The organism is Actinoallomurus sp. CA-142502, from assembly GCF_050936355.1.
Lineage (GTDB): Bacteria > Actinomycetota > Actinomycetes > Streptosporangiales > Streptosporangiaceae > Actinoallomurus > Actinoallomurus iriomotensis.
In genome coordinates this window covers 6088062-6111386 of record NZ_JBNJMY010000001.1, presented here as the reverse complement: position 1 = coordinate 6111386, position 23325 = coordinate 6088062, and the positions used below count along the sequence as shown (strand labels likewise).

Annotated in this window: 19 protein-coding genes; 4 read left to right on the top strand and 15 right to left on the bottom strand. The window is 70.5% G+C overall.

The features are described 5' to 3' along the window. Window positions 1–5 precede the first annotated feature (5 nt). From ACQEV1_RS29105 to ACQEV1_RS29035, 15 genes are all read right to left on the bottom strand, one after another. The gene (locus ACQEV1_RS29105) at window positions 6–761 is read right to left on the bottom strand and encodes a hypothetical protein (protein WP_433397546.1); all 756 of its coding nucleotides are present in this window, start codon (window positions 759–761) and stop codon (window positions 6–8) included. Between the two features lie 30 nt (window positions 762–791). Beyond that, the gene (locus ACQEV1_RS29100) at window positions 792–1430 is read right to left on the bottom strand and encodes a hypothetical protein (RefSeq protein ID WP_433397544.1); all 639 of its coding nucleotides are present in this window, start codon (window positions 1428–1430) and stop codon (window positions 792–794) included. Between the two features lie 11 nt (window positions 1431–1441). Next, on the bottom strand, window positions 1442–1918 hold the full coding sequence (locus ACQEV1_RS29095; RefSeq protein ID WP_285634589.1) for a hypothetical protein: 477 nt from the start codon (window positions 1916–1918) through the stop codon (window positions 1442–1444). Continuing rightward, window positions 1918–3159, bottom strand: coding sequence for an MCE family protein (locus ACQEV1_RS29090; protein WP_433397542.1), 1242 nt, complete (start codon window positions 3157–3159; stop codon window positions 1918–1920). The genes ACQEV1_RS29095 and ACQEV1_RS29090 overlap by 1 nt, the downstream gene beginning before the upstream one ends. Next, entirely contained in the window at window positions 3159–4370 is a 1212-nt protein-coding gene (locus ACQEV1_RS29085; RefSeq protein ID WP_433397540.1) for an MCE family protein, read from the bottom strand. The genes ACQEV1_RS29090 and ACQEV1_RS29085 overlap by 1 nt, the downstream gene beginning before the upstream one ends. Further along, entirely contained in the window at window positions 4370–5536 is a 1167-nt protein-coding gene (locus tag ACQEV1_RS29080) for an MCE family protein (RefSeq protein ID WP_285634580.1), read from the bottom strand. The genes ACQEV1_RS29085 and ACQEV1_RS29080 overlap by 1 nt, the downstream gene beginning before the upstream one ends. Beyond that, window positions 5536–6546 carry an MCE family protein gene (locus ACQEV1_RS29075; protein WP_285578518.1) on the bottom strand — a complete coding sequence of 337 codons (1011 nt, stop codon included), beginning with the start codon at window positions 6544–6546 and terminating at the stop codon, window positions 5536–5538. Before ACQEV1_RS29075 ends, ACQEV1_RS29080 begins: the two co-directional genes overlap by 1 nt. Next, on the bottom strand, window positions 6543–7589 hold the full coding sequence (locus tag ACQEV1_RS29070) for an MCE family protein (protein WP_285634577.1): 1047 nt from the start codon (window positions 7587–7589) through the stop codon (window positions 6543–6545). Before ACQEV1_RS29070 ends, ACQEV1_RS29075 begins: the two co-directional genes overlap by 4 nt. Then, window positions 7586–8812 (bottom strand): MCE family protein, encoded by a 1227-nt coding sequence (locus ACQEV1_RS29065; RefSeq protein WP_285578515.1) that lies wholly within the window; start codon window positions 8810–8812, stop codon window positions 7586–7588. Before ACQEV1_RS29065 ends, ACQEV1_RS29070 begins: the two co-directional genes overlap by 4 nt. Beyond that, window positions 8809–9636 carry an MlaE family ABC transporter permease gene (locus ACQEV1_RS29060; protein WP_285634574.1) on the bottom strand — a complete coding sequence of 276 codons (828 nt, stop codon included), beginning with the start codon at window positions 9634–9636 and terminating at the stop codon, window positions 8809–8811. The genes ACQEV1_RS29065 and ACQEV1_RS29060 overlap by 4 nt, the downstream gene beginning before the upstream one ends. Window positions 9637–9639: 3 nt before the next feature. Further along, window positions 9640–10428, bottom strand: coding sequence for an MlaE family ABC transporter permease (locus ACQEV1_RS29055; protein WP_285578511.1), 789 nt, complete (start codon window positions 10426–10428; stop codon window positions 9640–9642). Continuing rightward, a complete protein-coding gene (locus tag ACQEV1_RS29050; RefSeq protein WP_285578510.1) occupies window positions 10425–11396 on the bottom strand; it encodes an ABC transporter ATP-binding protein in 972 nt (323 codons plus the stop codon). The genes ACQEV1_RS29055 and ACQEV1_RS29050 overlap by 4 nt, the downstream gene beginning before the upstream one ends. A 286-nt stretch (window positions 11397–11682) precedes the next feature. Beyond that, window positions 11683–12621 carry a hypothetical protein gene (locus ACQEV1_RS29045; protein ID WP_433397536.1) on the bottom strand — a complete coding sequence of 313 codons (939 nt, stop codon included), beginning with the start codon at window positions 12619–12621 and terminating at the stop codon, window positions 11683–11685. 236 nt (window positions 12622–12857) lie between these two features. Next, window positions 12858–14282 carry a DUF6801 domain-containing protein gene (locus ACQEV1_RS29040; protein WP_433397534.1) on the bottom strand — a complete coding sequence of 475 codons (1425 nt, stop codon included), beginning with the start codon at window positions 14280–14282 and terminating at the stop codon, window positions 12858–12860. Window positions 14283–14666: 384 nt separating this feature from the next. Next, entirely contained in the window at window positions 14667–15320 is a 654-nt protein-coding gene (locus ACQEV1_RS29035) for a hypothetical protein (RefSeq protein ID WP_433397532.1), read from the bottom strand. A 572-nt stretch (window positions 15321–15892) separates the two neighbouring features. On the opposite strand from ACQEV1_RS29035, the gene ACQEV1_RS29030 reads away from it, so the two are divergent. The 4 genes from ACQEV1_RS29030 to ACQEV1_RS29015 all read left to right on the top strand — a co-directional run bounded on the left by ACQEV1_RS29030 (window position 15893) and on the right by ACQEV1_RS29015 (window position 23293). Next, window positions 15893–17203: a PucR family transcriptional regulator gene (locus ACQEV1_RS29030; protein ID WP_433397530.1), complete on the top strand. Its 1311-nt coding sequence runs from the start codon at window positions 15893–15895 to the stop codon at window positions 17201–17203. Window positions 17204–17413: 210 nt separating this feature from the next. Continuing rightward, a complete protein-coding gene (locus ACQEV1_RS29025) occupies window positions 17414–18628 on the top strand; it encodes a helix-turn-helix domain-containing protein (protein ID WP_285634559.1) in 1215 nt (404 codons plus the stop codon). A gap of 173 nt (window positions 18629–18801) precedes the next feature. Then, complete coding sequence (locus tag ACQEV1_RS29020; RefSeq protein ID WP_285634556.1) at window positions 18802–19740, top strand: hypothetical protein; 939 nt, start codon at window positions 18802–18804, stop codon at window positions 19738–19740. Between the two features lie 175 nt (window positions 19741–19915). Beyond that, on the top strand, window positions 19916–23293 hold the full coding sequence (locus ACQEV1_RS29015) for a pyruvate carboxylase (protein WP_285634553.1): 3378 nt from the start codon (window positions 19916–19918) through the stop codon (window positions 23291–23293). The last annotated feature ends 32 nt before the right edge of the window (window positions 23294–23325 follow it).

Sequence of the window (23325 nt, the reverse complement as noted above, 5' to 3'; positions counted from 1 at the left end):
CGGGCTCAGCCGGCGGTCGTGCCGACGGGGGCCTGGCCGAGCGCGCTCAGCTTCCAGCCGGACGACGTACGGGTCAGCTGCGCCCGCATGCGGCTCTGCTTGGTGGCCGGCGTTCCGGTCGGCGGCGTGACGGTGATCTGCACGGCGACGATCGCGCCGGCCTTGCCCGCCCGGTCGTCCAGCTCGGTCACGGCGGCGTCGAGGATCTTCGCGGTGGTGACCGTCTTGGCGGCCCGTACCTGCTGGGAGAACTGGGCGCTGCCCTGGACGAGCTGCTGGTGCAGGTCGCCGGTCGTGGACGCCTCCCAGGACGCCAGGCCCTGCTCCACCTTGCGGTAGTCCAGGGTGTTCATGTTCTGCACGCCCTGCTCGGCGGCGCGCAGGACGGCGTCGCGGTCGCGGGAGTAGGCGAGGGAGTCGTCGTGCGCCGCGCCGTACCAGGACCACCCGAAGTATCCGGCGCACACGCCCGCCACGACCACGAGCACGGCCGCCACCAGCAGGACCGGATCGGAGATGCGGGGCAGGCGCCTCCGCGACGCCTTCTTCGCGGCGTCCTCGTCCGCGGCGTCCCCGGCTTCGGTCTCCTCGGTGGCCTCGGCCTCTTCACCGTCGGTCTCCTCGGGTGCCGCCTGCTCCGGTTCGGCCTCCTCGGACGCCGCGTCCGCGGGCGTCGGCTCCTCGGGTGCAGTCTCCTCGGGCTGAGGCTCCGCGGCCTCGTCGGGCTCCGTGGGTCGTTTCTCGGCTGTGGTCCGTGCCACCTACTGTCACCTTTCCTGGAGCCGTACGGGTTACCGGGCGTGCATGTCGACGATGCGCCAGTGGCCGCCCTGGCGCCGGGCGGTGACCGAGAGCTGGGCCGCCGCCGACATGCCCTTGGGCCGGTCCTTGCGGACGATGACCTGGTCGAGGAAGACCAGGAGCTGCGCCGTGTCGCGGGTGAGCCGCACGACACCCGCCCGTACGACATGGGTCGTGACCGTCAGCCGTTCCGCCGCCGCGTGCTGCTTCACCTGGGCGAACAGCGTCCGGTACTCACTCGCGGCGGTACCGCTCAGCACCTCGGCCGCGTCCTGCTCGGTGGTCGCCGTGCTGTCCGGCGTGTACGAGAAGATCTTGGTGAGCCCGTTGCTGACATCGCCGATGACGACCGACGTCGCCTCGGTGTCGACCAGCGCCCGGTCACGGAGCGCCGGATCGTGCCGCGCCCGCGCGCTCAGCACCTGCAACCCCGCCCCGGCCAGCGCGAACACCAGCGTGAACGCCAGGACGAACGCCCACGGCCGGCGGATCCGCCGGCGACGCGGAGCGTCGGCGTCCTCGGTCTTCTCAACGGCCTCCGTCTTTTCGGCGACCTCGGCCTCTTCGGCGACCGCCGCTTCTTCGGTCTCGGCCGCTTCGACGGTCTTGGGCTCTTCGGTGACGCTCAACGACCCTCCTCCTAGGCGCCGACCGGCACGGCGGTGAGCGAGCTGAGCTTCCACCGGGCGCCCGTACGCGCCAGTACGGCGGTGAACCGCTTGCGTTCCAGGGAGCTGCCGAGCTTGACCTGGACGGTCGCGATGACCTGGGCGGTGCCGGCGTGCGTGTCCAGCTCGGTCACCGCGAGGTCGGTGACGGTGCCCACCGCGGCGGTGCCGGAACTGAGGGCCTTCTGCCGGTCCTGCGCCGACGTACGCCGCAGCGAGTCGCGCAGCGTCCCGGTCGAGGCGTCCAGCCAGCGGCTCAGGCCCGCGTCGCTCTGCCGCGGGTCCAGGGTGTTGAGGACGGCGATCTCCTGCCGGGCGTCCCGCCGCACCTGGTCGCGTGCCCGCGCGAACGGCACGGACGACGAGTGCGCGCTCTGGTGATAGGTCCAGCCCGACCACCCGCAGAAGACCGCGGCGGCCGTCAGCAGGGCCACTCCGAGGACGCGCATCACCGCTCCAGCCCGAGGAGGTCGCCCATGGAGGCCGGTCCGGCCGGCACCGACGGCAGCCCGAGCGCCCCGGGCAGCGACGCCGCGGCCGCCCGGGCCGACGTGCCCGGACGTACGGGCGACGGCACCCCGCCGCCGTACGGGGCGTTGGCCGAGCCGCGCACGTCCACCCCGCTGGAGGCCGGCATCTTGCAGGACGCGGCCGTGTTCAGCGGCGGTGCGGCGGCGGTGTCCAGGCCGTTGCGGTACGTCGTGCCGCCGTACCCCCTGGTGCAGGGGAGCGGGGAGAAGAACGTCAGGGCCATGCCGAAGTTGAGTCCCTTCGAGTCGACCACCGACGCGCCCGCCGCCGCGACCTGGGGCAGGCGAACCAGGAGTTCCTGGATGCCGCGCTGCCGCGTGACGGTGAGTTCGGACGTGGTCGTCAGGTTGGCCAGCAGCACGCTGAGGCTCGGATCGAGGTCGCGCAGGAGCCCGCTGATCTCGCCGGCGGCGACCGGCGCGGTGGTGATCAGCCGCCGCAGGTCGGTGTCGGACGCGTCGAGCTGCCCGGCGAGCAGCCGCGCGCTGTGCGCGAATGACAGCAGGGCGGCGCTCTCCTCGCGCTGCGTCCGCAGCACGGTCTGCCCGTCGAGGATCAGCTGGTTGGTCTCGGGCGCGGCGTCGTTGGCGTCCTGGAAGAACTCGTCCGAACCGTCGAGCAGCGTCTGGAGGTTCTCGCCCTGTCCCTGGAACGCCTTGCCGAGTTCGTCCACCACGGTGCGCAGCGACTCCAGCGGCACCGAGGCGGCCAGGTCGTTCACGTTCGTCAGCACGTTCGTCACGGGCGGCGGCGTCTGCGTGGCGGTCCGCGGGATGAGCGCGCCGTCCGTCAGGTACGGGCCGTCGCCGCTCGCCGGCCGCAGGTCGACGTACTCCTCGCCGACCGCCGACAGGTTGGCGACCACGGCCTGCGACCGGGCGGGGATCCGGGGCGCGGAGGCGTTGATGTGCAGGTCCGCTCGTACGCCGTCGCCGGTCAGGTGCAGGTCGCCGACCCGGCCGACCGACACGCCGCGGTACGTCACGTCGGAGCCGGGGAACAGCCCACCCGTCTCGGGCAGGTCCATCCTGACGACGTAGTAGCCGCGCAGGCCGACGTAGCGCCCGAGGTCGGCGTACCGGTAGCCGATGTAGCCGATGACGAGCACGCCGATGACGATGAACGCCAGGTTCTTCAGGCGGGTCCCGAGCGTGAGCATCAGCCACCCCCGTTCGGAGAGGAGGACGGCGTCGCCGTCGGCGTCCCGGGAGGTACGGAGCCCGACGGCGACGCGGGCGTGGACGGAGAGGTGGCCGGCGGCGAGCCCGTCGGCGTGGTCCGCGCCCCGCCGACGGGAGGCAGCGGCAGCGGCAGCGGCGCGATCTGTCCCTTGCGCCCGGACGACTTCGCCTGTTCCTCCTCCGCGGGCACGATCGGCGGGATGACCTCGGTCCCGGGCGGCGCGGTCACCGACAGGTAGACGTTGAGGTAGTCGCCCTTGACCCCGTTCAGCACCTCGTCGGTGAACGGATAGGTGAGCAGCACCTGCAGCGACTTCGGCAGGTTCCGCCCGGCGTCGGACAGGTTGGCCAGCACCGGGGCGAGCGCCTGCAGGTCCGCGACCATGTCCGCCTTGCTCTTGTTGATGGTCGTGACCGCGACGCCGGACAGCTCCTCCAGCGACCGCAGCATGGTGACCAGCGCGCCACGCTGCTGTTCGAGCACGTCCAGGCCGGGTCCGAGGTCGTCCAGCACGGTGCCGATCTGCTCCTTGCGGGAGGCGAGCGTGGCGGAGAGCCGGTCCAGCGCGTCGATGGCGTCGGTGATGTCCTTGCGATGGTCGTTGAGGTTGGAGACCAGCGTGTTCAACCGGCCGAGCATGGACCTGACCTGCGGTTCGTTGCCGCCGAGAGCCTTGTTCATCTCCTGCGTGATGGTGCGGAGCTGGCTCAGGCCGCCGCCGTTCAGCAGCAGCGACAGCGCGCCGAAGACCTCCTCGATCTCCGGGTCGCGGTCGGTGCGCGCCATCGGGATGACCGCGCCGTCGGCCAGCGTGCCCGAACCACCGCCGGAGGGGGTGCTGAGCTCGATGTACTTCTCGCCGAGCAGGCTCGACTGGGCGAGCCGCGCGTACGCGTCGGCGGGCAGGTGGACCTTGCCGTTGACGAGCATGACGACGTTCGCGGTCCAGCCGTTCCGCGGCAGGGTGATCTTCGAGACCCGGCCGACCGCGACGTCGTTGACCTTCACCGCCGCCTGCGGCACGAGGTCGTGGACGTTGGCGAACTGCGCGGTGACCTGGTACGGGTGGGAACCGAGGTCCGCGCCGCCCGGCAGCGTCAGGCCGTACACGCCGCCGAACCCGCCGGAGCCGCAGCCCGCCAGAGACAGGCACACCACCACGACGGCGGCCGGCCGTGCCGCGCGCATCACCGGCCTCCGTACACGTCGCCGACCGGCGGCAGGGGCAGCGGCGCCCGCCGTGAGGGCGGCAGCGGCTTGAGACCGTCGGAGCCCAGCTTGTACTTGGCGCACAGTGACTTCAGGGACTTGGTCGCGCCGGTCACCGAGCAGAGCTGGTCGCCGGCGGTCTGCCCGGCCGAGGCGGGTGTGAGCGGCCCGCCCATGCTCAGCTCGTTGAGGTCACCTCGGCCGTCGAGCGTCCGGTTGACCGGGTCGTAGGTGTTCAGCACGTTGTCGGCGGCGAGCGGCGCGGTGTCCAGCACCTCGGCGAGCGACGCGCGCTGGTCCACCAGGGTCTGGGTGATCGACGCCAGCTTGGTCACGTTGGACTTGAGCCGCGCCCGGTTGTCGTGGATGAACCGCTGTACCTGGCCGAGCGCGGTGGCGAGCTGCTGCAGCGCCGCGCCGAGGTTCTGCCGGTCGTCGGAGAGGAAACCGGTCACCTGCGCGAGCTGCTGCTCGGCGAGCCGGACCTGCCCGTCGTTGGCCTTGAGCATGGTGGTGAACTTCTGCAGGTTCGTCAGGGTCGAGAACAGGTCGCTGGACGAGCCGGACAGGGTCTTGGCCGCCTGGCCGAGGTCGCCGACCATGTCGCCGATGTCCTGCCCGTTGCCGGCCAGGTTCGCCGCGCCGGTGTTCAGCAGGTTGGACAGCGCGCCCTTGCGGTTGGCGCCGTTCGGACCGAGGGCGGTGGCGAGCCGGCTGAGGCTGTCGTAGAGCTGGTCGATCTCCACCGGCGTCGCCGTACGGCTCGCCGGGATGACCGCGTGGTCGGTCAGCCGCGCGCCGTCGGTGTAGGCGGGGGAGAGCTGGATGTAGCGGTCGGCGACGACGCTCGGCGCCACGACGACGGCGACCGCGCCGGCCGGCACGGCCACTCCGTGGTCCACCGTCATCGTCACCCGCACCTGGCGGCCCTCCGGCCGCACCGAGTCGACCTTGCCGACCTTCACGCCGAGGACGCGCAGGTCCGAGCCGGTGTAGACGCCGACGGCCTGGCCGAAGTACGCGGTGATCCTCATGCCCGCGGGACGGGACAGCAGGTACAGCGCGCCGAAGAGGAGCACGATGAGCGCGAGCCCGGCGCTCATCACGGCGGGGCGGCGGGCCGGCGGAACCGAAGGTGTGCGCATCACTGACCGTCCTGCTTCGGCGGCATGCACCCGGTCGCCGGAGGCGTGCCCGGCGGCAGGTAGTTCTTGGGGACGATGCCGCACAGATAGCTGTCGAACCAGCGCCCGTTGCCGAGCGTGTTGCCGACCAGCCGGTAGTACGGCCCGGCGACGGCGAGCGCGTGGTCGAGGCTGCCCTGGTTGCGCCGCAGCATCGCGGTCACCTGGTCGAGCGCGCGCAGCGTCGGGTCGAGCTGGGCCTGGTTGTCCTTGACCAGGCCGCTGAGCTGCGCGGAGAGCTGCTGGGTGCCGGTCAGCAACGCGTGGATCGCGAGCCGGCGGCGCGAGATCTCCGCCAGCAACTGGTTGCCGTCGTGCAGAAGCGCGGTGAAGTTGCCGTTCTGCGCCGCCAGCGTGGCGGTGATCTGTTTGGTCCCGGCCAGCAGCCGGGCGAGCTGCGCGTCCCGCGAGGAGATCGTCTTGGACAGCGCCGACAGGCCCTGGACGGCCTTGCGGACGCTGGGGGCCGTGCCGCTGAACGTGTCGGAGATCGCCTGCAGGCTCTGCCCGAGCTGGTCGGTGTCGATCTGCCCCAGCGTGCCGCCGAGCTGCTGGAACGCCTGCGTCACGTCGTACGGGGAGGTCGTGCGGCTGACCGGGATGCGCCGCGAGGGGTTCTGCCGCGCCGTACCGAGCGGGTCGACCGCGAGGTACTTCTCGCCCAGCAGCGTCTTGATCATGATCGAGGCGGTGGAGGCGTTGCCGATCCAGGTGTCCTTGACGCGGAAGCTCACCTTCACCCGTCCGTGGTCGAGGGCGATCCCGGTGACCTTGCCGACCTTCACCCCGGCGACGCGGACCTCGTTGCCGGACTGCAGCCCGGCGGACTCGGTGAAGTCCGCGTCGTAGGTCGTGCCGCCGCCGATGAGGGGCAGGTCGTCGGCGGCGTACGCGGCGGTACCCAGCCCGGCCAGGATCACCAGGCCGACCACGGCGACCTTGACCGGATTCCGCTCCCGGATCGGCTTCACGACTCGCACCTCGATTCGGTGACCGGGATGCCGGTCGGCGGGGGTCCGGGGATCGGCGGGCCGACCGTGGACCACGACACGCCGGAGACGGTGGCCTGGCACATGTAGAGGTTGAGCCACGAGCCGTACGAGGCGAGCCGGGCGATCGTGGTCATCTTCGTCGGCAGCATCCGTACGAAGCCCTCCACCAGCGGCTGGTCGCGGTTCAGGTTGGACGACAGCCGGCCCAGGTCGCGGATGTCGCGGCGCAGCGGGTCGCGGCCGGCGCCGAGCAGCCCGGCCGTGCTCGTGGTGAGGCCGGAGATCGCGCCGATCGCCTGCCCGATCGGCTTGCGGTCGGCGGCGAAGCCGTGCACGAGCTGTTTCAGCGTCGTGATGAGCCCCTCGAACTCGCCCTCGCGGGAGTTGACGGTCTCCACGACGGTGGTCAGGTTGTCGATGACGCGCCCGATGACCTGGTCGCGGGTGGCCAGCGTGGTGGTCAGCGTGCCGACCGTGGCGATGAGCTGCTCCATGGTGGTGCCCTCGCCCTGGAACACCTGGATGATCTCACCGGAGAGCTGGTTGACGTCCTTGGGCGACAGGGCCTGGAACAGCGGCTGGAAGCCGTTGAAGAGCTGGGTGAGGTTCAGCGCGGGCGTGGTCCGGTCCACCGGGATCGTCCCGCCCGGCCGCAGGGTGCCGCCGACCGGCCCGACGCCCTGGTCGAGCTCGATGTACCGCTGCCCGACGAGGTTGAGGTACTTGATGGACGCGGTCACCGAGGCGGGCAGCGTACGGCCGGACTCGACCGAGAACGTCACGCGCGCCAGCCGCCGGCCGGTCACGTGAATGCTCTCGACCTGGCCGACGCGCACCCCGGCGATGCGGATGCTGTCCCCGGTGTTCAGGCCGGTGACGTCGGTGAACGTCGCGTGGTAGCCGGCGGTCCGGCCCACTCCGGTGCCCGCGATGCTGAGCGCCAGGACCGCGGTGGCCAGAGTGGTGACGACGATGAAGATCGCCGACTTGGTCAGCGGCCCGGCGAGGCTCCTGCGGTTCACTTCACCGTCACCTCCGTTCCCCGGTAGATCGGGCCGACCAGCACGCTGCTCCAGTCGGGCGGCGCCTTCTGCGGCGTGGTCCCGCCCGGGTTCAGCAGCTCGTTGACGAGGTCGTTCTCTCCGGGGGAGTTGGGCACGCCGAGCGCGCCGGCGGCTCCCTGGTACGGCACGGAGTAGCAGTGCGGGCCGCCGTCGGCGTTGTAGACCGGCGTGTCGCGGCCGGGGACGTACTTGCCCTTCGAGGGGACCACGCGCACGGTGACGTGCATGCCATGCCGGTCGGTGCCCTTGCCCAGCGCCCGGTCCATCGCCGGGACGAAGTCGCTGAGCGTCTTCAGCGTGCAGGGGAAGGAGGGCGAGTAGCGGGCCAGCGTCTCCAGCACCGGGCGGCTGTCGGCGGACAGCCGGATGATGTTCGCGGAGTTGGCGCGCAGGAATGCGGTGATGTCCCGCGACGAGTCGGTCACCGAGTCGTACAGCTCGCCGAGGTTGGCGCGCTGGTCGACGATGGTGCGGCTCGTGGTGGTGAAGTCGGTGAGCGCCTGGAGGATGTCCGGACTCGCCTGGGAGTACGCCTGCGCGACGCGCACCAGCTCGGTGATGTCGCGGTCGAGCGCGGGGAGCTGCGGGTTGGTCTTGCCGAGATAGGAGTCGAAGTCCACCAGCGTCCGGCCGAGCTCCTCGCCGCGACCTTGCAGCGCCTGGGCGATCGCGGTGAGCGTCGCGGACAGCTTGTCGGGCCGTACGGCGGTCAGGAGGGGCAGGACGTTGTCCAGCACCCGCTCCAGCTCGATGGCGTTGGAGCTGCGGTCCTGCCCGATGACGCTGCCGGCGGTGAGGGCCACCGGCGCCGGGTCGGGCGGCGGGACCAGCGCGACGTACCGCTCGCCGAACAGCGTGGTGGGCAGCATCTGCGCGGTGACGTTCGCCGGGACGTCCTTCAGCGCGCCCGGCTGGAGGGCGAGCCGCAGACGGGCCCCCGACCCGTCCGCGGAGATGTCGCGTACCTCGCCGATGACCTGGCCCCGCATCTTCACGTCGGCGTGCGAGTGCATCTCGTTGCCCACGCTGTCGGTGCGCAGCGTCACCATGGCCACGTCCGTGAAACGCTTCTGGTAGGCCGCGATCGACAGCCACACCAGCAGGCACAGCACCAGCAGGAACGCCACGCCGGTCAGCCGCCGCCGGGCCTTGACCGCGGCCGAGTCGTCGACACTGATCATCCGGCCACCTTCACCGTCGTGGTGGCCCCCCAGATCGCCAGGCTGAGGAAGAAGTCGGTGAGGCTGATCAGCACGATGGAGGTGCGCACCGCCCGGCCGACCGCGATGCCCACCCCGGCCGGTCCGCCGGACGCCCGGTAGCCGTAGTAGCAGTGCGCGAGGATCACCATGACGGCGAAGATCAGTACCTTCCCGAACGACCAGAGCACGTCCACCGAGGTCAGGAACTGCCCGAAGTAGTGGTCGTACGTGCCGGCCGACTGGCCTTTGAACAGCACGGTGATCTCGCGTGAGGACAGGTACGAGCTGAGCAGGCCGATGCCGTACAGCGGGACGATCGCCACGGCGCCCGCCGCGATCCGCGTGGTGACCAGGTACGGCAGGCTCGGCACGCCCATGCCCTCCAGCGCGTCGACCTCCTCGTTGATGCGCATCGCGCCGAGCTGGGCGGTGAAGCCGGCGCCGACCGTCGCCGACAGTGCCAGCCCGGCGACCAGCGGCGCGATCTCGCGGGTGTTGAAGTACGCGGAGACGAACCCGGTGAAGGCGGCGGTGCCGATCTGGTTGAGCGCGGCGTACCCCTGCAGGCCCACGACGGTGCCGGTGAACAGCGTCATCGCGATCATCACGCCGATGGTGCCGCCGATGACGCCGAGCGCGCCGCTGCCGAAGGTGACCTCGGCGAGCAGGCGGCGGATCTCCCGCAGGTAGCGGTGCAGTGCCCGTGGCGTCCACAGCAGCGCCCGCAGGTAGAAGGTCAGCTGGTCGCCGAGCGTGTCCAGCCAGGACAGCCGGCGGTCCAGATCGATGCGAGGTAGCGCCACGGCTCAGCTTCCCTTCGGCGGGACGATCTGCAGGTAGATGGCCGTGAGCACGAGGTTCACGAAGAACAGGAGCAGGAAGGCGATGACGACCGACTGGTTCACCGCGTCGCCGACTCCCTTGGGCCCGCCGCGCGGGTTCAGCCCGCGGTGCGCGGCGACCGCGCCCGCGATGAAGCCGAAGATGAGCGCCTTGATCTCGCTGATGTACAGGTCCGGCAGATGGGCGAGGGCGGAGAAGCTGGCCAGGTACGCGCCGGGCGTGCCGCCCTGCATGATCACGTTGAAGAAGTAGCCGCCGAGCACGCCGACCACCGAGACCAGACCGTTGAGGAAGACGGAGACGAGCATGGCCGCCAGCACACGCGGCGCGATCAGCCGCTGGACCGGCGAGACGCCCATGACGACCATCGCGTCGATCTCCTCGCGGATCGTTCGCGAGCCGATGTCCGCGCAGATCGCCGAGCCTCCGGCCCCGGCGATCAGCAGCGCCACGATCAGCGGGCTGGCCTGCTGGATGACCGCGAGCACGCTGGCCGCGCCGGTGAAGGACTGGGCGCCGAGCTGCTGGGTGAGCGAACCGACCTGCAGGGCGATCACCGCGCCGAACGGGATGGAGACGAGCGCGGTCGGCAGGATCGTGACGCTGGCGATGAACCAGAACTGCTCCACGAGCTCCCGCCCCTGGAACGGCCGCCGGAACATCGCGCCGAGCGAGGCGGCGGCCAGCGCGAACAGCTTGCCGGTCTCACGGAGCGCGGCGGTGCCGGGGACGGAGCCCGCCGGGGTCGTCATCGCCGCTCCCGGATGCTCGCGAGGATCGCCTGCTGCGCCGGGTACGGCAGTTCGTGCAGCATGCCCATCACCCGCGCGCGGCGGCGCTCGACGGCCTGGCGGGGCGGCAGGCCGGGACTGGGTTCGAGCTGCGGCACGATCGGCGGCAGCCCCTCGTCCTCGTCGTGGTATCCGGCGGTGCGTTCGGCCTCCAGCAGAGACTGGTCCTTCTCCTCCGACATGCCGATCGGGCCGTGCCGCCGGCCGCGGAGGAACTGCGCGACCACCGGCTCCTCACTCGTCAGCAGCACCTCGCGCGGGCCGAAGGTGACCAGGTCGCGGCGGAACAGCATGCCGATGTTGTCCGGCACCGTCGAGGCGACCTGGATGTTGTGCGTGACGATCAGGATGGTCGCGTCGATCTGCGCGTTGAGGTCGATCAGGAGCTGCGAGAGGTACGCCGTGCGGACCGGGTCCAGGCCGGAGTCCGGCTCGTCGCAGAGGATGATCTGCGGGTCGAGCACGAGGGCGCGCGCCAGCCCGGCGCGCTTGCGCATACCGCCGGAGATCTCGCCCGGCAGCTTTCCCTCGGCGCCCGCCAGGCCGACCATCTCCATCTTCTCCAGCACGATGCGCCGGATCTCCGGCTCCTTCTTGGAGGTGTGCTCGCGCAGCGGGAAGGCGATGTTCTCGAACAGGTTGAGGGAGCCGAACAGCGCGCCGTCCTGGAACATGATCCCGAACAGCTTGCGCACCTCGTGGAGCTTGCGCTCGGGGCTGTTCACCATGTCGACGCCGCCCACGAGGACACGGCCCTGCTCGGGTTTGAGCAAGCCGATCAGCGACTTGAGGAAAACGGTTTTTCCGGTCCCCGAGGGGCCGAGCATCACGCTGACCTCACCGGCGGGAAGGGTCAGGTTGATGTCCCGCCAGATGTTCTGCCGGCCGAAGGATTTCGTCAGTCCTTCGACCACGACTTCAAGTCCCATTAGGTAGAGCCAACCATCGGAATTTTCCCAACTTAGGCCCCCGAATATAAATGAGCCCAAATTTATACCGAACCGTAATATGATTCCGCCGGATCGGCTCGGGCGACACCCTTTGCTACTGGCGGGTATCATACTTTTCTCGAACGGCGATAAGCAAGACATTCCACGCGACCACCAAGATCGCGCGGAATGTCCTGTCATCGAATGACAATCAATGCCTCCGGTTTTATCCACCGGTGAGCATCGGGTGTCCCGGGCCGCCGGCGACGCGTCCGGAGTTCGGCCGTCAGCGCGCCGCGGAATGCCAGAAGGCCGACATCTTGCGCCCGGAGGTGGGTGCGAAGGAGGACGGGTCGTACAGCCCGCCGAGGTAGGTCGACGCGCTGTTCAACACCAGCTTGTTCTTCCCCGCCGCGGAGGGGAGGCCGGTCTTGAGATTGACCGCGGCGTCGAGCAGGCCGAGGCCGCCGCAGCCGGTGGCGCCGGGAACGGCGAAGGAGTCGTCGCTCACGGACGCCCCGGTGAGATCGATCCTGAGCAGGTCGCCGTTGTCGGGGTCGGGGGTGCCGTTCCCGTCGAACCGCGCGAAGCTCGTGTCCGGGGCGGTGACGTTCTTCGGCTTCAACAGGATCGGGTTGGAGTCGGAGCCGATCGTGCAGGTGGAGGCCAGGAACGGGTTCTGCAGGTGGATCTTGACCGGCAACGTGAGGATCGGCTTTCCGGAGCCGAGGCCGGCGGACAGGTCGAAGTCCGACGGCTTGCCGGCGGGCTGCACGGTGGCGATGACGTTGTTCAGCGTGTTGTCGGTGAGCTGCTGGCAGATCTGCGTGATCACCGGCACCTTGCTCGGGCACATCAGGCCGAGCAGTCCGCCGGGGATCTTCACGGGGTCGGCCACGAGGCCGCCGCCGGAGGGCGAGACCAGCGACACCGTCGATCCGGAGAGCACCCCGAACTGCATGTCGGTCACACCGGTCGTGGCGGTGGTGTTGCCCAGCTTGATGGTGCCGCTGGACGCATGGGTGGTGAGGCACGTGTCCGTCACATTCGCGCCGTCCGCCGCGAGCATCGCCGGATCGTCGACCGGGCAACGCGAGAACGGCGCCCAGGAGCCGTTCAGCGTCGTCGCCGAAGCCGAACCGGCCGTGACGAGCGTCGTCAGCGTGGCGAGTGTGGTGGCCACACCCGCGGCCGCGAGCCGTGCCCTCTTACGGGAAGGACTCATTTCTCGGTCCCTTTCTCCACAGGGGACCCTCGACGGAGCCGTCGCCCCGACCGCCCGCCGATCACCGGCATTTATCCGTCTAGCCGCCGGAATTCCGCCTCGAGATCCCTACTGGCGAGTACGGTAACTATCGGCTGCACGAACGGCAATAGAACGTCTTCTGGATATTTTTGCTCGCGGAATAACGTTGCCGTCGAATGACAATCTCTCCGCTGCGATTCATCCGTGCGTGAGTCTCAGGGCCGGGGAGTCGGCCGGTCGATCGGGTCGCAGTTGACCGGATCCTGGTCCGGCGGGCGCGTGCACGGAATGCCCTGGGTCAGCTTCATGTAGTTGTCCGGACCGGAGAGCGACGCGGTGAAGATGGGATCGAGGTCCTCGCCCACTCCGCACCCGGAGAACGGCGGGATCGTGACCATGCCGGTCAGCGGCCCACCCTGGTCCACCGTGTAGTCCGGAGACTTGCCGGTCAGCGTCACGGCGAGCGACGAGGCGGTCTGGCAGTGCGGGCCCACATCGAGCGGCTTTCCGTTGACCAGCACGTCGTAGATGCGCATCGTCATCTGGGAGGTGACCGTCGAGACCTGCGGGAACCCGGTGCCGTCGAACCACGAGTGGCTGTCGATCTCCATGTGGGTGCCCGGGGGTTCCGAGAACTCGACCGTCGCGGTGGTCGGCATGAAGCCATAAGTCAGGAGGGTGGCCTTCGCGGGTGGCAGCGAATGTGCTCCGTGGTAGTCGAGCGTCGCCCTGCTCAGTACGTCGACGCTGCTGTCCGTGGCGCAGAGGTTGAGGATGACCTCGTAGTTCAGTTCCAGGAGGGTGTGCCCCGTCGTCTCGCCGTTCTCGACGCCGAGCAGTATCGCGCCCCCGAGTTTCGCGGCATTCGCGAATCCCGCCAGGTACGCCTCCCCGGGTATCGGGTCCTGGGGCACGGGGAGCAGACACGGATCGTCGTCGAGTGGCCGGGCCGATCGAGGGTTGAGCTTGGCCCCACCCGTGCCGGGCGACGGAGTCACCGAAACCCCGGGATCGGTCACCGGAACACGTGCCAGGACCACGTCCGGGCCGGGCTCGACCTTGCAGTCGAGCGGAATACCGGCCGGGTTCGTCGCGCTGCCGTCGGCCTTGTGCGGTGTGAGGACGAGCGAGAGCGAGCCCGCGACGAAGGCCGCCGAGCCGACGGCCTTGGCCGTGACCGGCGACACCGTGGCGGATCCGGGCAACGGCAGGCTCCCCGACGCCGGGATCGGCGCCGACGCGGCCGCGCTCGGCCAGGTGGTGGCGGCGGTGCCGCCCTTCTGCGCGACGGTGACGGAGATCCGCGCCGACGCCGTGACCGACGTCGCGTCCAGGCCGGTGAGGTCGGCGAGCGCGGCGCGCGGCAGGGTCGGGGTGATCGTCACCTGGCCGGGCTGGATGTGGTCGCCGACCGTCGCGGCGGCGGGAAGGGCGCCGGCGACCTTGACGGTGATGCGCTGAGCGCCTGAGGGGAACGGGCAGGCGTAGGCCAGGGACGCACCCATGATCTGGTCGGGCGGAGGCTCCCCGGACGAGGACTTGCCGGCCGAGGACGCGGCGCCCGGGACCAGGCCCATCGCGATGATGACCAGCCCGGCGACGGTGGCCCGCGCCACCGCACGAGGCGTCCAGCGCGTCATGCTCATCCACGATCACCCGTGCCGTTCTCCGGCCGGCGTTCACCTTGGCGGAATCGGCACCGCGCGGATTCGCGGTCGTCCCCGGAAAGTGAAAGCCGAAGCATCGGAAGACCACATCCAAAAATCGTCGGCCCCGATCGCCGGAACGACAGGCCACCCAGCGCTACTGGCAAGTAGAGGTAGATTAGGTGCGGATTCCCGTCAGGGGCAAGCGGCCGCGCACGTGGGCGATCGATCGCCGCATTTTTATCACCGCACGACAAATGCTGTTCCGCCTTTTATCCGATATCGAGCACCCGGCTTCGGGTCATCGCCGTCTCGCATGCGAAGACCGGCCGGGGGGTGGACCCCGGCCGGCCTCCGGTCATACCCGGGCCTCGACCGTCAGGTGGGCCTGACGGTGAGCGGGGGAGTGGGGCTGGAGACCACGTAGGTCGCCTGGAAGGTGACGAGGTCGTTGGCGTTCAGCAGGCCCGCGCAGACGCCGCTGGTGGTGGCGATCTTGAGGGTCTGCGTGGCGGGGTCCGGGGTGAGGGTGAGCGTCCCGGTGCCGTTCGCGTAGGTGTCCTGGTTGTTGTTGCCGACGCTGCCGGTCACCGTGGCGTTGCAGGTGCCCAGAATGCTCTTGATCGTCAGGGCGGCGCTGATCCCGCTGATGTTCCCGCTGACCGTGTCGGTGCTCGAGTTGTACGTCACGGCGTTGAGGCCACCGGAGCTGATGGTCGCGCTTCCGGTGCTGCTCAGGGGGCCGGTGCAGCCGGTGAAGCTGCCGCTGGTGATGCTCGCGACCGGGTTGGGACGACTGGTGCCGGCGGGCGCGCTGCCGTTGATGGTCGAGGCGCTGCAGGTGAACGTCTGGTTGGTGTTCACGTCCTTGAACGTCACGGTCGTGCCCGACTTGAGCCCGACGGTGAAGGCTCCGCTGGCGTTGCCGTTGGTGACGGTCCAGCCGGCGGCGAAGGCCGCCGGAGAACTGAGCGCGAGCGCGGCGGCGGCGGCGCCGCCGACAAAGAGCGAACTGCTGAGAAGTTTACGCATGAGGGTTCTTCCTTCGTGGTGACTGTGGCCGGCATGTGCGGCGAGGCCGGTCGACGAAATCGGAAGTCGAATTGACAGTGGTGATCTCGGCTCAGGGGCAGCCTCCTTCATCCCCGCGGGTCCGGCGGGGTTTCGGTAAGGGCATCAGAGTCTGCGGGGGTCGTTCGATCGCAAAGATGATCTCTATTTGCTAGGCTTTCCCGTACGCTTGCTACCTGTCGGTAGGTTAAGCGCGTGTTACGGCCCAATCAAGGGCGAAATTGACATTTGCGCCGAATTGTCATCGCAAGCGAAAGATCGCATTGGTCTTTATCCATCGGTGATTAAGGCGTTCCATTACGATGATTATGTGGCGTCCGTAGACGGACCGTTCCACGGCAGGTGGCCGAATGGATGCGGAGGGTGAATGTCGTCGCCGCGCGGTGTGAATTGCGTCCGTTCCGATCAGCGATCAAGATGATCTGGATCACGCTTCGCCGGCCGGCCGGGGCCGTGCGGAGCGAGGCCGCCGGTGACCTCGCCGCCCGGTGGCCGGTGGAGACGAGTCACCCGGCCAGAGAGAGACGGCGACGGTGTGGCTCGAACAGGAGACGGAAAGACGGGAGCTCGCCGGGCTGTTGCGGTCCGAGATGGGCGGCCTTCCCGGCGAGATCTGTACCGGGATCCGCGAGGCCGTCGCGGAGTACGCGACGCCCTGTGACGGATTACAAGAGTCGCCCATGCGGCCGGCGGTCGAACAGGCGATCTTCTCCTTCGTCGACCGCGTCGCCGAACCGTCCGCGTCGTCGTCCCGGCTGACGGAGATCTTCCGGCTGCTCGGCCAGAACGAGGCGCACCACGACCGGAACCTGAACGCCCTGCAGGCGGCCTTCCGCGTCGCCTTCCGGGTGGCCTGGCACTGGACCATGGGCTTCTGCGCGCGCCATGAGCTTCCGTCCGAGACCGTCGCCGGCCTGGCCGACGCGCAACTGGAGTACATGCACGAGCTCACCTCCATCTCCGTGGAGGGCTATCTGGAGGCGAGCGCGCACTCGCCGGAAGAACTGGCCGAGCTGCGCCTCCGCCTTTTAGGCCTCATCCTCGAGCGGCCGGCCGCCCCGCGGCAGGCCATCGCCGAACTGGCCGAGCGCGCCGACTGGACGGTGCCCGCCGAGGTCACCCCGATCGTCGTGCGTCCGGGCGTTCGCCTGGTCCGCGGCGCGCTGACCGACGACGTCCTCGCCGATCCGGACGGCGCCGAGCCGCGGCTCCTGGTTCCGGGCCGGTTCACCGCGGCCCGGCGGGCGATGATCGAGGCCGCGGTGCCCCGCGACCGGATCGTCGTGGGCGTCACGGTGCCGCTGGACGAGGCGGCGGACTCGTTTCGCTGGGCCGTGCGGACCCTCGGCCTGATCACGGAGGGGGTCGTGGACGACGCGCGGCTGACGTTCTGCGAAGACCATCTCCTGACCCTGTGGCTGATGTCGGATCCGCAGCTCATCGACGAACTGGCGCGGCAGCGGCTCGACCGGCTCGCGGACATGCCGGCCGGCAAGCAGAAGGCCCTGACCGAGACGCTCCGGGTGTGGCTCGAGAGCTGGAGCACCGCGGCCGACGTGGGAAACCGCCTCCACGTACACCCGCAGACGGTGCGGTACCGGCTGAACCAGCTCAAGGAGAGCCTCGGTGACCGGTTCGGCGACCCGGAGGCGCGGTTCGGCCTGGAACTCGTGCTACGGGCGCAGCGGCTGCGGGACCGCCCCGCGCTCCCGGGCGGCCGCGGCGGCAGGCCCGAGCGGGCGACTCCTCTTTCCGCTCACGACGTCACAAAAAAACATAGTGCGCTGTCCGAAAACAGAGAAACGCCTACGGTCAATGACAGACCGTATGGCTCCGGCAAGTGAACGCCGCAAAATCTTGCCGGAGGCTGTTCTCTGCTCTACCGTCACGGTGTCCTAGATCGCGGTTCGCCCGGGAGATACAGGGGTTCCCCGCTCGGTATTTCCCTCGCGGTCCGCGATCACCGGCGAACGCCACCTGACGGCCGATTCTGAATAAGGGCGACCCCGCCCAGCGACGCACCGACTCCGACGGTGGCGGTGGGAGGTACACGCATGCCTCGAACGCTCGAACCGGACGGCTTGAACTGGTCGAGTTCCGATCTGACCGAGCGGCTGACGGCGATCATACGGCGCGAACTGCCCAGCCTCACGCAGGAGATCGTGGGCGAGATCCGGGACGGCATTCCCGAATACGCCCGCCCGATCGACGGTCCGTACGGACGGACGCTCCGTTCCGGGGTCGAGCGCGCACTCGCCGGATTCGTCGTATGGCTCGGCTCGCCCGACGCCCTTCCGGACGACATCTGCTACAAGCTCGGCCGGTTCGAGGCGTACGAGGGCCGCCAGCTCAACGTCCTGCAGTCCGCGTACCGGATCGGCGCCCAGACGGGCTGGAGGCGGGTGATGGCCCTGCACCAGCGGTACGACCTGGCCCCGGCGACCGTGTCGGTGCTGGCGGACGCCCTGTTCACCTACATGGAGGAACTGGCGTCGTCGTCGGTGCGCGGTTACCGGGAGGCCAGGGCGCAGCTGAACGACGAGATGCGGGCCGGACGCCGGCGGCTCCTGCGGCTCATCGTGGACGCGGCACCGCACGACCTGCTCGCCGAGCACGCCGAATCGGTCCGCTGGGTGCTCCCGGACGAGGTGACCGTGGTCGTGCTGCGGCCGAACGCGCCGATCGTACGGACGCTGCTCGACGACGACCTGCTGACCGACCTCGACGGCACCGAGCCGTACCTGCTGGTCCCCGGCCCGCTGACGGCCGACCGCCGCGCGATGCTCGAACTCGCGGTGGCCGAGTCCAAGGCGGCGGCCGGGCTGACCGTGCCGCTGGACCGCGCCCCCGACTCGCTGCGCTGGGCCCGGCAGGCATTCGGCCTGGTCCACTCCCAGATCATCGATGACGGCCCGCTCACCCTCTGCGCGAACCACCTGGAGACCCTCTGGCTGTTCACGGACGCGCCGCTGATCGACCAGATCGCCCGCCGGCAGCTCGCCGCCCTGGACCACCTGACGGCGCGCCAGCGCGAACGCCTCGTCGAGACGCTGGGCGTGTGGCTGCGCACCCGCGGCACCGCCGCGCAGGTCGGCGACGAACTGGGCGTGCATCCGCAGACCGTGCGCTACCGGATGCGGCAGATCGAACACGCCCTCGGGGACGACCTCGCCGATCCGGACACACGGTTCGCCACCGAGGTCGCCCTGCGCGCGCTGTGGCTGCGTGAACAGGCACGGGAGTACGACGCGGCCGGGGACGGAGCGTGAGATTCACCTCTTCCGCTAACCGGGGGCACAAGGCGCGAGACGAATTACGCATCCGTTGATAGCGCTGCGCGCCATGGTTGATCCATCTCCTGGTCCCGTGTTCGCATGGGTTCGACCGCTTCGGGTAACGACGAGTCCCGAGGGCGGATGGCGATGGACGCGGAGGTGCCGGAGTGCTGTCCGGATCGAACGCACGACCAGTATTCGTCGCACTCGGTGCGGCGACGGTCATCACGCTCGGCGCGGTGGCGACGCCCGCGACGGCGCTGGCCGCCGACCCGTCGCCCACGGCCGCCGACGACCCGGCGCCCGATCCGTCCGGCGGCAGCACGCCCAGCGACTCGCCGAGCAATCCTCCGAGCGACTCGCCCAGCGACCCGCCGCCCGCCAGTTCGCCGCCGGTCAAGCCCGCGCCGCCGCCCTCCTCGCCGCCGTACCAGCGGACCCCGTCCCTGAGCGTCCACCTGTCGTTCTCCGCGGCCAAGGCCGCCCCGGGCGGCTCGGTCACCGCGACGGCGCGGGTCAGCGCGGCGCACGCGGTCGCCCACCACGCGATGCTGCGATTCTCCGCCACCGGCGCCTCGGTGGTCAGCGGCCTTCTCTCGCTGGGGGACGTGAGTGCGGCGCGCTCCGCGTCCGCCGTCGTGAAGATCCCCGCGGGCCACGCCGCCGGCACCGTCACCGTGACCGCCTCGCTCAGCGCCGACCGCGCGAGCACGCACAGCGACGCCGGCAAGATCACGGTCACCGGGAGCGGCTCGTCGGTGGGCGCGTCCGCCGCGGGAGCGGACCTGCCGTCGTCGGCACTGGCCACCGGCCTGGGCCTGCCCGACCAGACCGCCACGGCGGGTGCCGGCCCGGCCGGCGCTCAGCTGCCGCTGATCGCCGGGCAGGCGCCCGCGGTCGCTCCGGACCAGCTGCCCGCGGTCCAGCCGGTCTCGCTGCGCACCAAGACCTCGCCGCTCGGCCTCGACGCGACCTCCTACCGTCTCCTGTGGACCCAGGTGGCGTGGCTCACGGCGCTGCTCGTCGGCATCTCCCTGCTGCTCACCCAGCTGCGGTTGAACCGCCGCCGGCCGGCACGCCCGGCCACCCGCCGCTCCCGGTCATGAATCCTCCTGCGTCGGAGGGAGTGACCACGGGGCCGCGTCTTTGACTCCCTCGCTTCGCTCGGTCATGACCGTCGCGGCTCCCCGGACCTGTGGTCACGGTCCGCATCCATGGATAATCGTCGTGGCCGGCGCCACGACGATGTGATGCGGGACTACGACCACCTGAGGGAGCTCGATGTTCGGCAAGGTCCTGGTCGCCAACCGTGGCGAGATCGCGATACGGGCGTTTCGCGCCGCGTTCGAACTGGGAATCTCCACCGTCGCCGTCTATCCGTACGAGGATCGCAACTCGCTGCACCGCGCCAAGGCGGACGAGTCGTACCAGATCGGCGTGCCCGGTCACCCGGTCCGCGCCTACCTGTCCGTCGACGAGGTGATCAAGGCCGCGCGTACGGCCGGCGCCGACGCGATCTATCCCGGGTACGGCTTCCTGTCCGAGAACCCCGAGCTCGCCGCCGCCTGTGACGAGGCGGGGATCACGTTCATCGGCCCGCCGGCGCCGGTGCTGAACCTGACCGGCAACAAGGCGCGGGCGGTCGCGGCGGCGCGCGAGGCCGGCATCCCGGTGCTGCGGTCCTCAGCGCCCTCCACGGACGTCGACGCGCTCCTGGCCGCCGCCGAGGACATCGGCTTCCCGGTGTTCGTCAAGGCCGTCGCCGGCGGCGGCGGACGCGGCATGCGGCGGGTGGCCGAGCCGGCCGAGCTGCGGGAGTCGATCGACGCGGCGATGCGCGAGGCCGCGTCCGCGTTCGGCGACGCGACGGTCTTCCTGGAGCAGGCCGTGGTCAACCCGCGCCACATCGAGGTGCAGATCCTCGCCGACGCCGCGGGCAACGTCGTGCACCTGTACGAGCGCGACTGCTCGATGCAGCGGCGGCACCAGAAGGTCATCGAGATCGCGCCCGCGCCGAACCTCGACCCCGCGCTGCGGGACCGCATCTGCGCCGACGCGGTGGCCTTCGCCCGCCACATCGGCTACGTCAACGCCGGCACCGTGGAGTTCCTCCTCGACGAGCGCGGCCGGCACGTGTTCATCGAGATGAACCCGCGCATCCAGGTCGAGCACACGGTGACCGAGCAGGTCACCGACCGTGACCTGGTCATCGCCCAGATGCGCATCGCCGCGGGCCGGACCCTGCCCGAGCTGCGCCTGACCCAGGACGTGATCACGCTGTCGGGCGCGGCGCTGCAGTGCCGCATCACCACCGAGGACCCGGCCAACGGCTTCCGACCCGACAAGGGCACTATCTCGGCGTACCGCTCGCCCGGCGGCCCCGGCGTGCGTCTCGACGGCGGCACCGTGCACACCGGTGCGGAGGTCTCCCCGCACTTCGACTCGATGCTGGTCAAGCTCACCTGCCACGGCCACGACTTCACCAACGCCGCCCGGCGGGCGCGCCGCGCGATCGCCGAGTTCCGCATCCGCGGCGTGGCCACGAACCTGCCCTTCCTCGGCGCGGTGCTCGACGACCCCGACTTCCGCGCCGGGCGGATCACCACCGCCTTCATCGACGACCGGCCGGACCTCGTGCACGCCCGGCCCTCGGCCGACCGCGGCAGCCGCGTCCTGCGCCACCTGGCCGAGACGACCGTCAACCGGCCGCACGGACCGCGTCCGGTGGTGGTCGAGCCGGCGGACAAGCTGCCCGCCGTGTCCCTGACGGACGCGCCGCCGGAGGGGTCGCGGCAGCGGCTGGCCGCCCTCGGGCCGGAGGGGTTCGCCGCCGAGCTGCGGGCCCGGTCCGCGGTCGCGATCACCGACACGACGTTCCGCGACGCACACCAGTCGCTGCTCGCCACGCGGGTCCGCACCCGTGACCTGCTCGCGGTCGCCCCGCACATCGCCCGTACGGCGCCGGAGCTGCTCAGCCTGGAGTGCTGGGGCGGCGCGACGTACGACGTGGCGTTGCGGTTCCTGGCCGAGGACCCGTGGGAGCGGCTCGCCGCGCTGCGCGAGGCGGTGCCGAACATCTGCACGCAGATGCTGCTGCGCGGCCGCAACACCGTCGGCTACACGCCGTACCCGACGGAGGTCACCGACGCGTTCGTGGCCGAGGCCGCGGAGACCGGGATGGACATCTTCCGGATCTTCGACGCGCTCAACGACGTCTCGCAGATGCGCCCCGCGATCGACGCCGTACGCGCCGCGGGCACCGCCGTCGCCGAGGTGGCGCTCTGCTACACCGGCGACCTGTCCGACCCATCGGAGACTCTCTACACGCTCGACTACTACCTGCGGCTCGCCGAGGAGATCGTCGAGGCGGGCGCGCACATCCTGGCGATCAAGGACATGGCGGGGCTGCTGCGCCCGCCCGCCGCCCGCACGCTTGTGACCGCGCTGCGGTCGCGCTTCGACCTGCCGGTTCACCTGCACACCCACGACACCGCCGGCGGTCAGCTCGCCACGCTGATCACCGCGATCGACGCCGGGGTGGACGCCGTGGACGCGGCGGTCGCCTCGATGGCCGGAACGACCTCGCAGCCCTCGCTGTCCGCGCTGGTCGCGGCCACCGACCACACGCCGCGGGCGTCCGGCCTGTCGTTGCAGGCGGTCGGCGACCTGGAGCCGTACTGGGAGGCCGTGCGCAAGGTGTACGCGCCGTTCGAGTCGGGGCTGGCCTCGCCGACCGGGCGCGTCTACCACCACGAGATCCCCGGCGGCCAGCTGTCGAACCTGCGGCAGCAGGCCATCGCGCTCGGCCTCGGCGACCGGTTCGAGCTGATCGAGGACTGCTACGCCGCCGCCGACCGGATGCTGGGCCGTCTGGTCAAGGTGACGCCGTCCTCCAAGGTCGTCGGCGACCTGGCCCTGCACCTGGTCGGGGCGGGCGTCACCGCGGCCGACTTCGAGTCCGACCCGGCCAAGTTCGACGTGCCGGACTCGGTGATCGGCTTCCTGCGCGGCGAACTCGGCGTCCCGCCGGGAGGCTGGCCGGAACCATTCCGCACGCGGGCGCTCGAAGGCCGGCCGCCCGCCGCACAGGTGACCCCCCTGAGCGAGGACGACCTGCGGGGGCTGGCCGAGTCGCGCCGCGCCACGCTGAACCGGCTGCTGTTCCCGGGACCGGCGAAGGAGTTCGCCCACCGGCGCGAGGTGTACGGCGACACGTCGGTGCTGTCGTCGAAGGACTTCTTCTACGGCCTCGAACCCGACACCGAGCACACCGTGACGCTGGAGCACGGCGTCTCACTGCTGATCGAGCTGGAGGCGATCTCCGAGGCCGACGAGCGCGGCTACCGTACGGTGCTGACGACGCTGAACGGCCAGCTGCGCCCGGTCCGCGTACGCGACGAGTCCATCGCCACCGACGTCAAGGCGGCCGAGAAGGCCGAGCGCGGCAACGACCGGCACGTCGCGGCGCCGTTCGCCGGAGTGGTGACGCTGCAGGTGGAGGAGGGCGCCACGGTGTCGGCCGGGCAGACGGTCGCGACCATCGAGGCGATGAAGATGGAGGCCTCCATCACCGCCCAGCGCGACGGCACGGTCCGCCGCCTCGCGGTCGGCGCGGTACAGCAGGTCGAGGGCGGAGACCTGCTCATCGAGCTCGGCTGACTCCGCGAACCCCGGGGGCCGGGGCGGCTTCG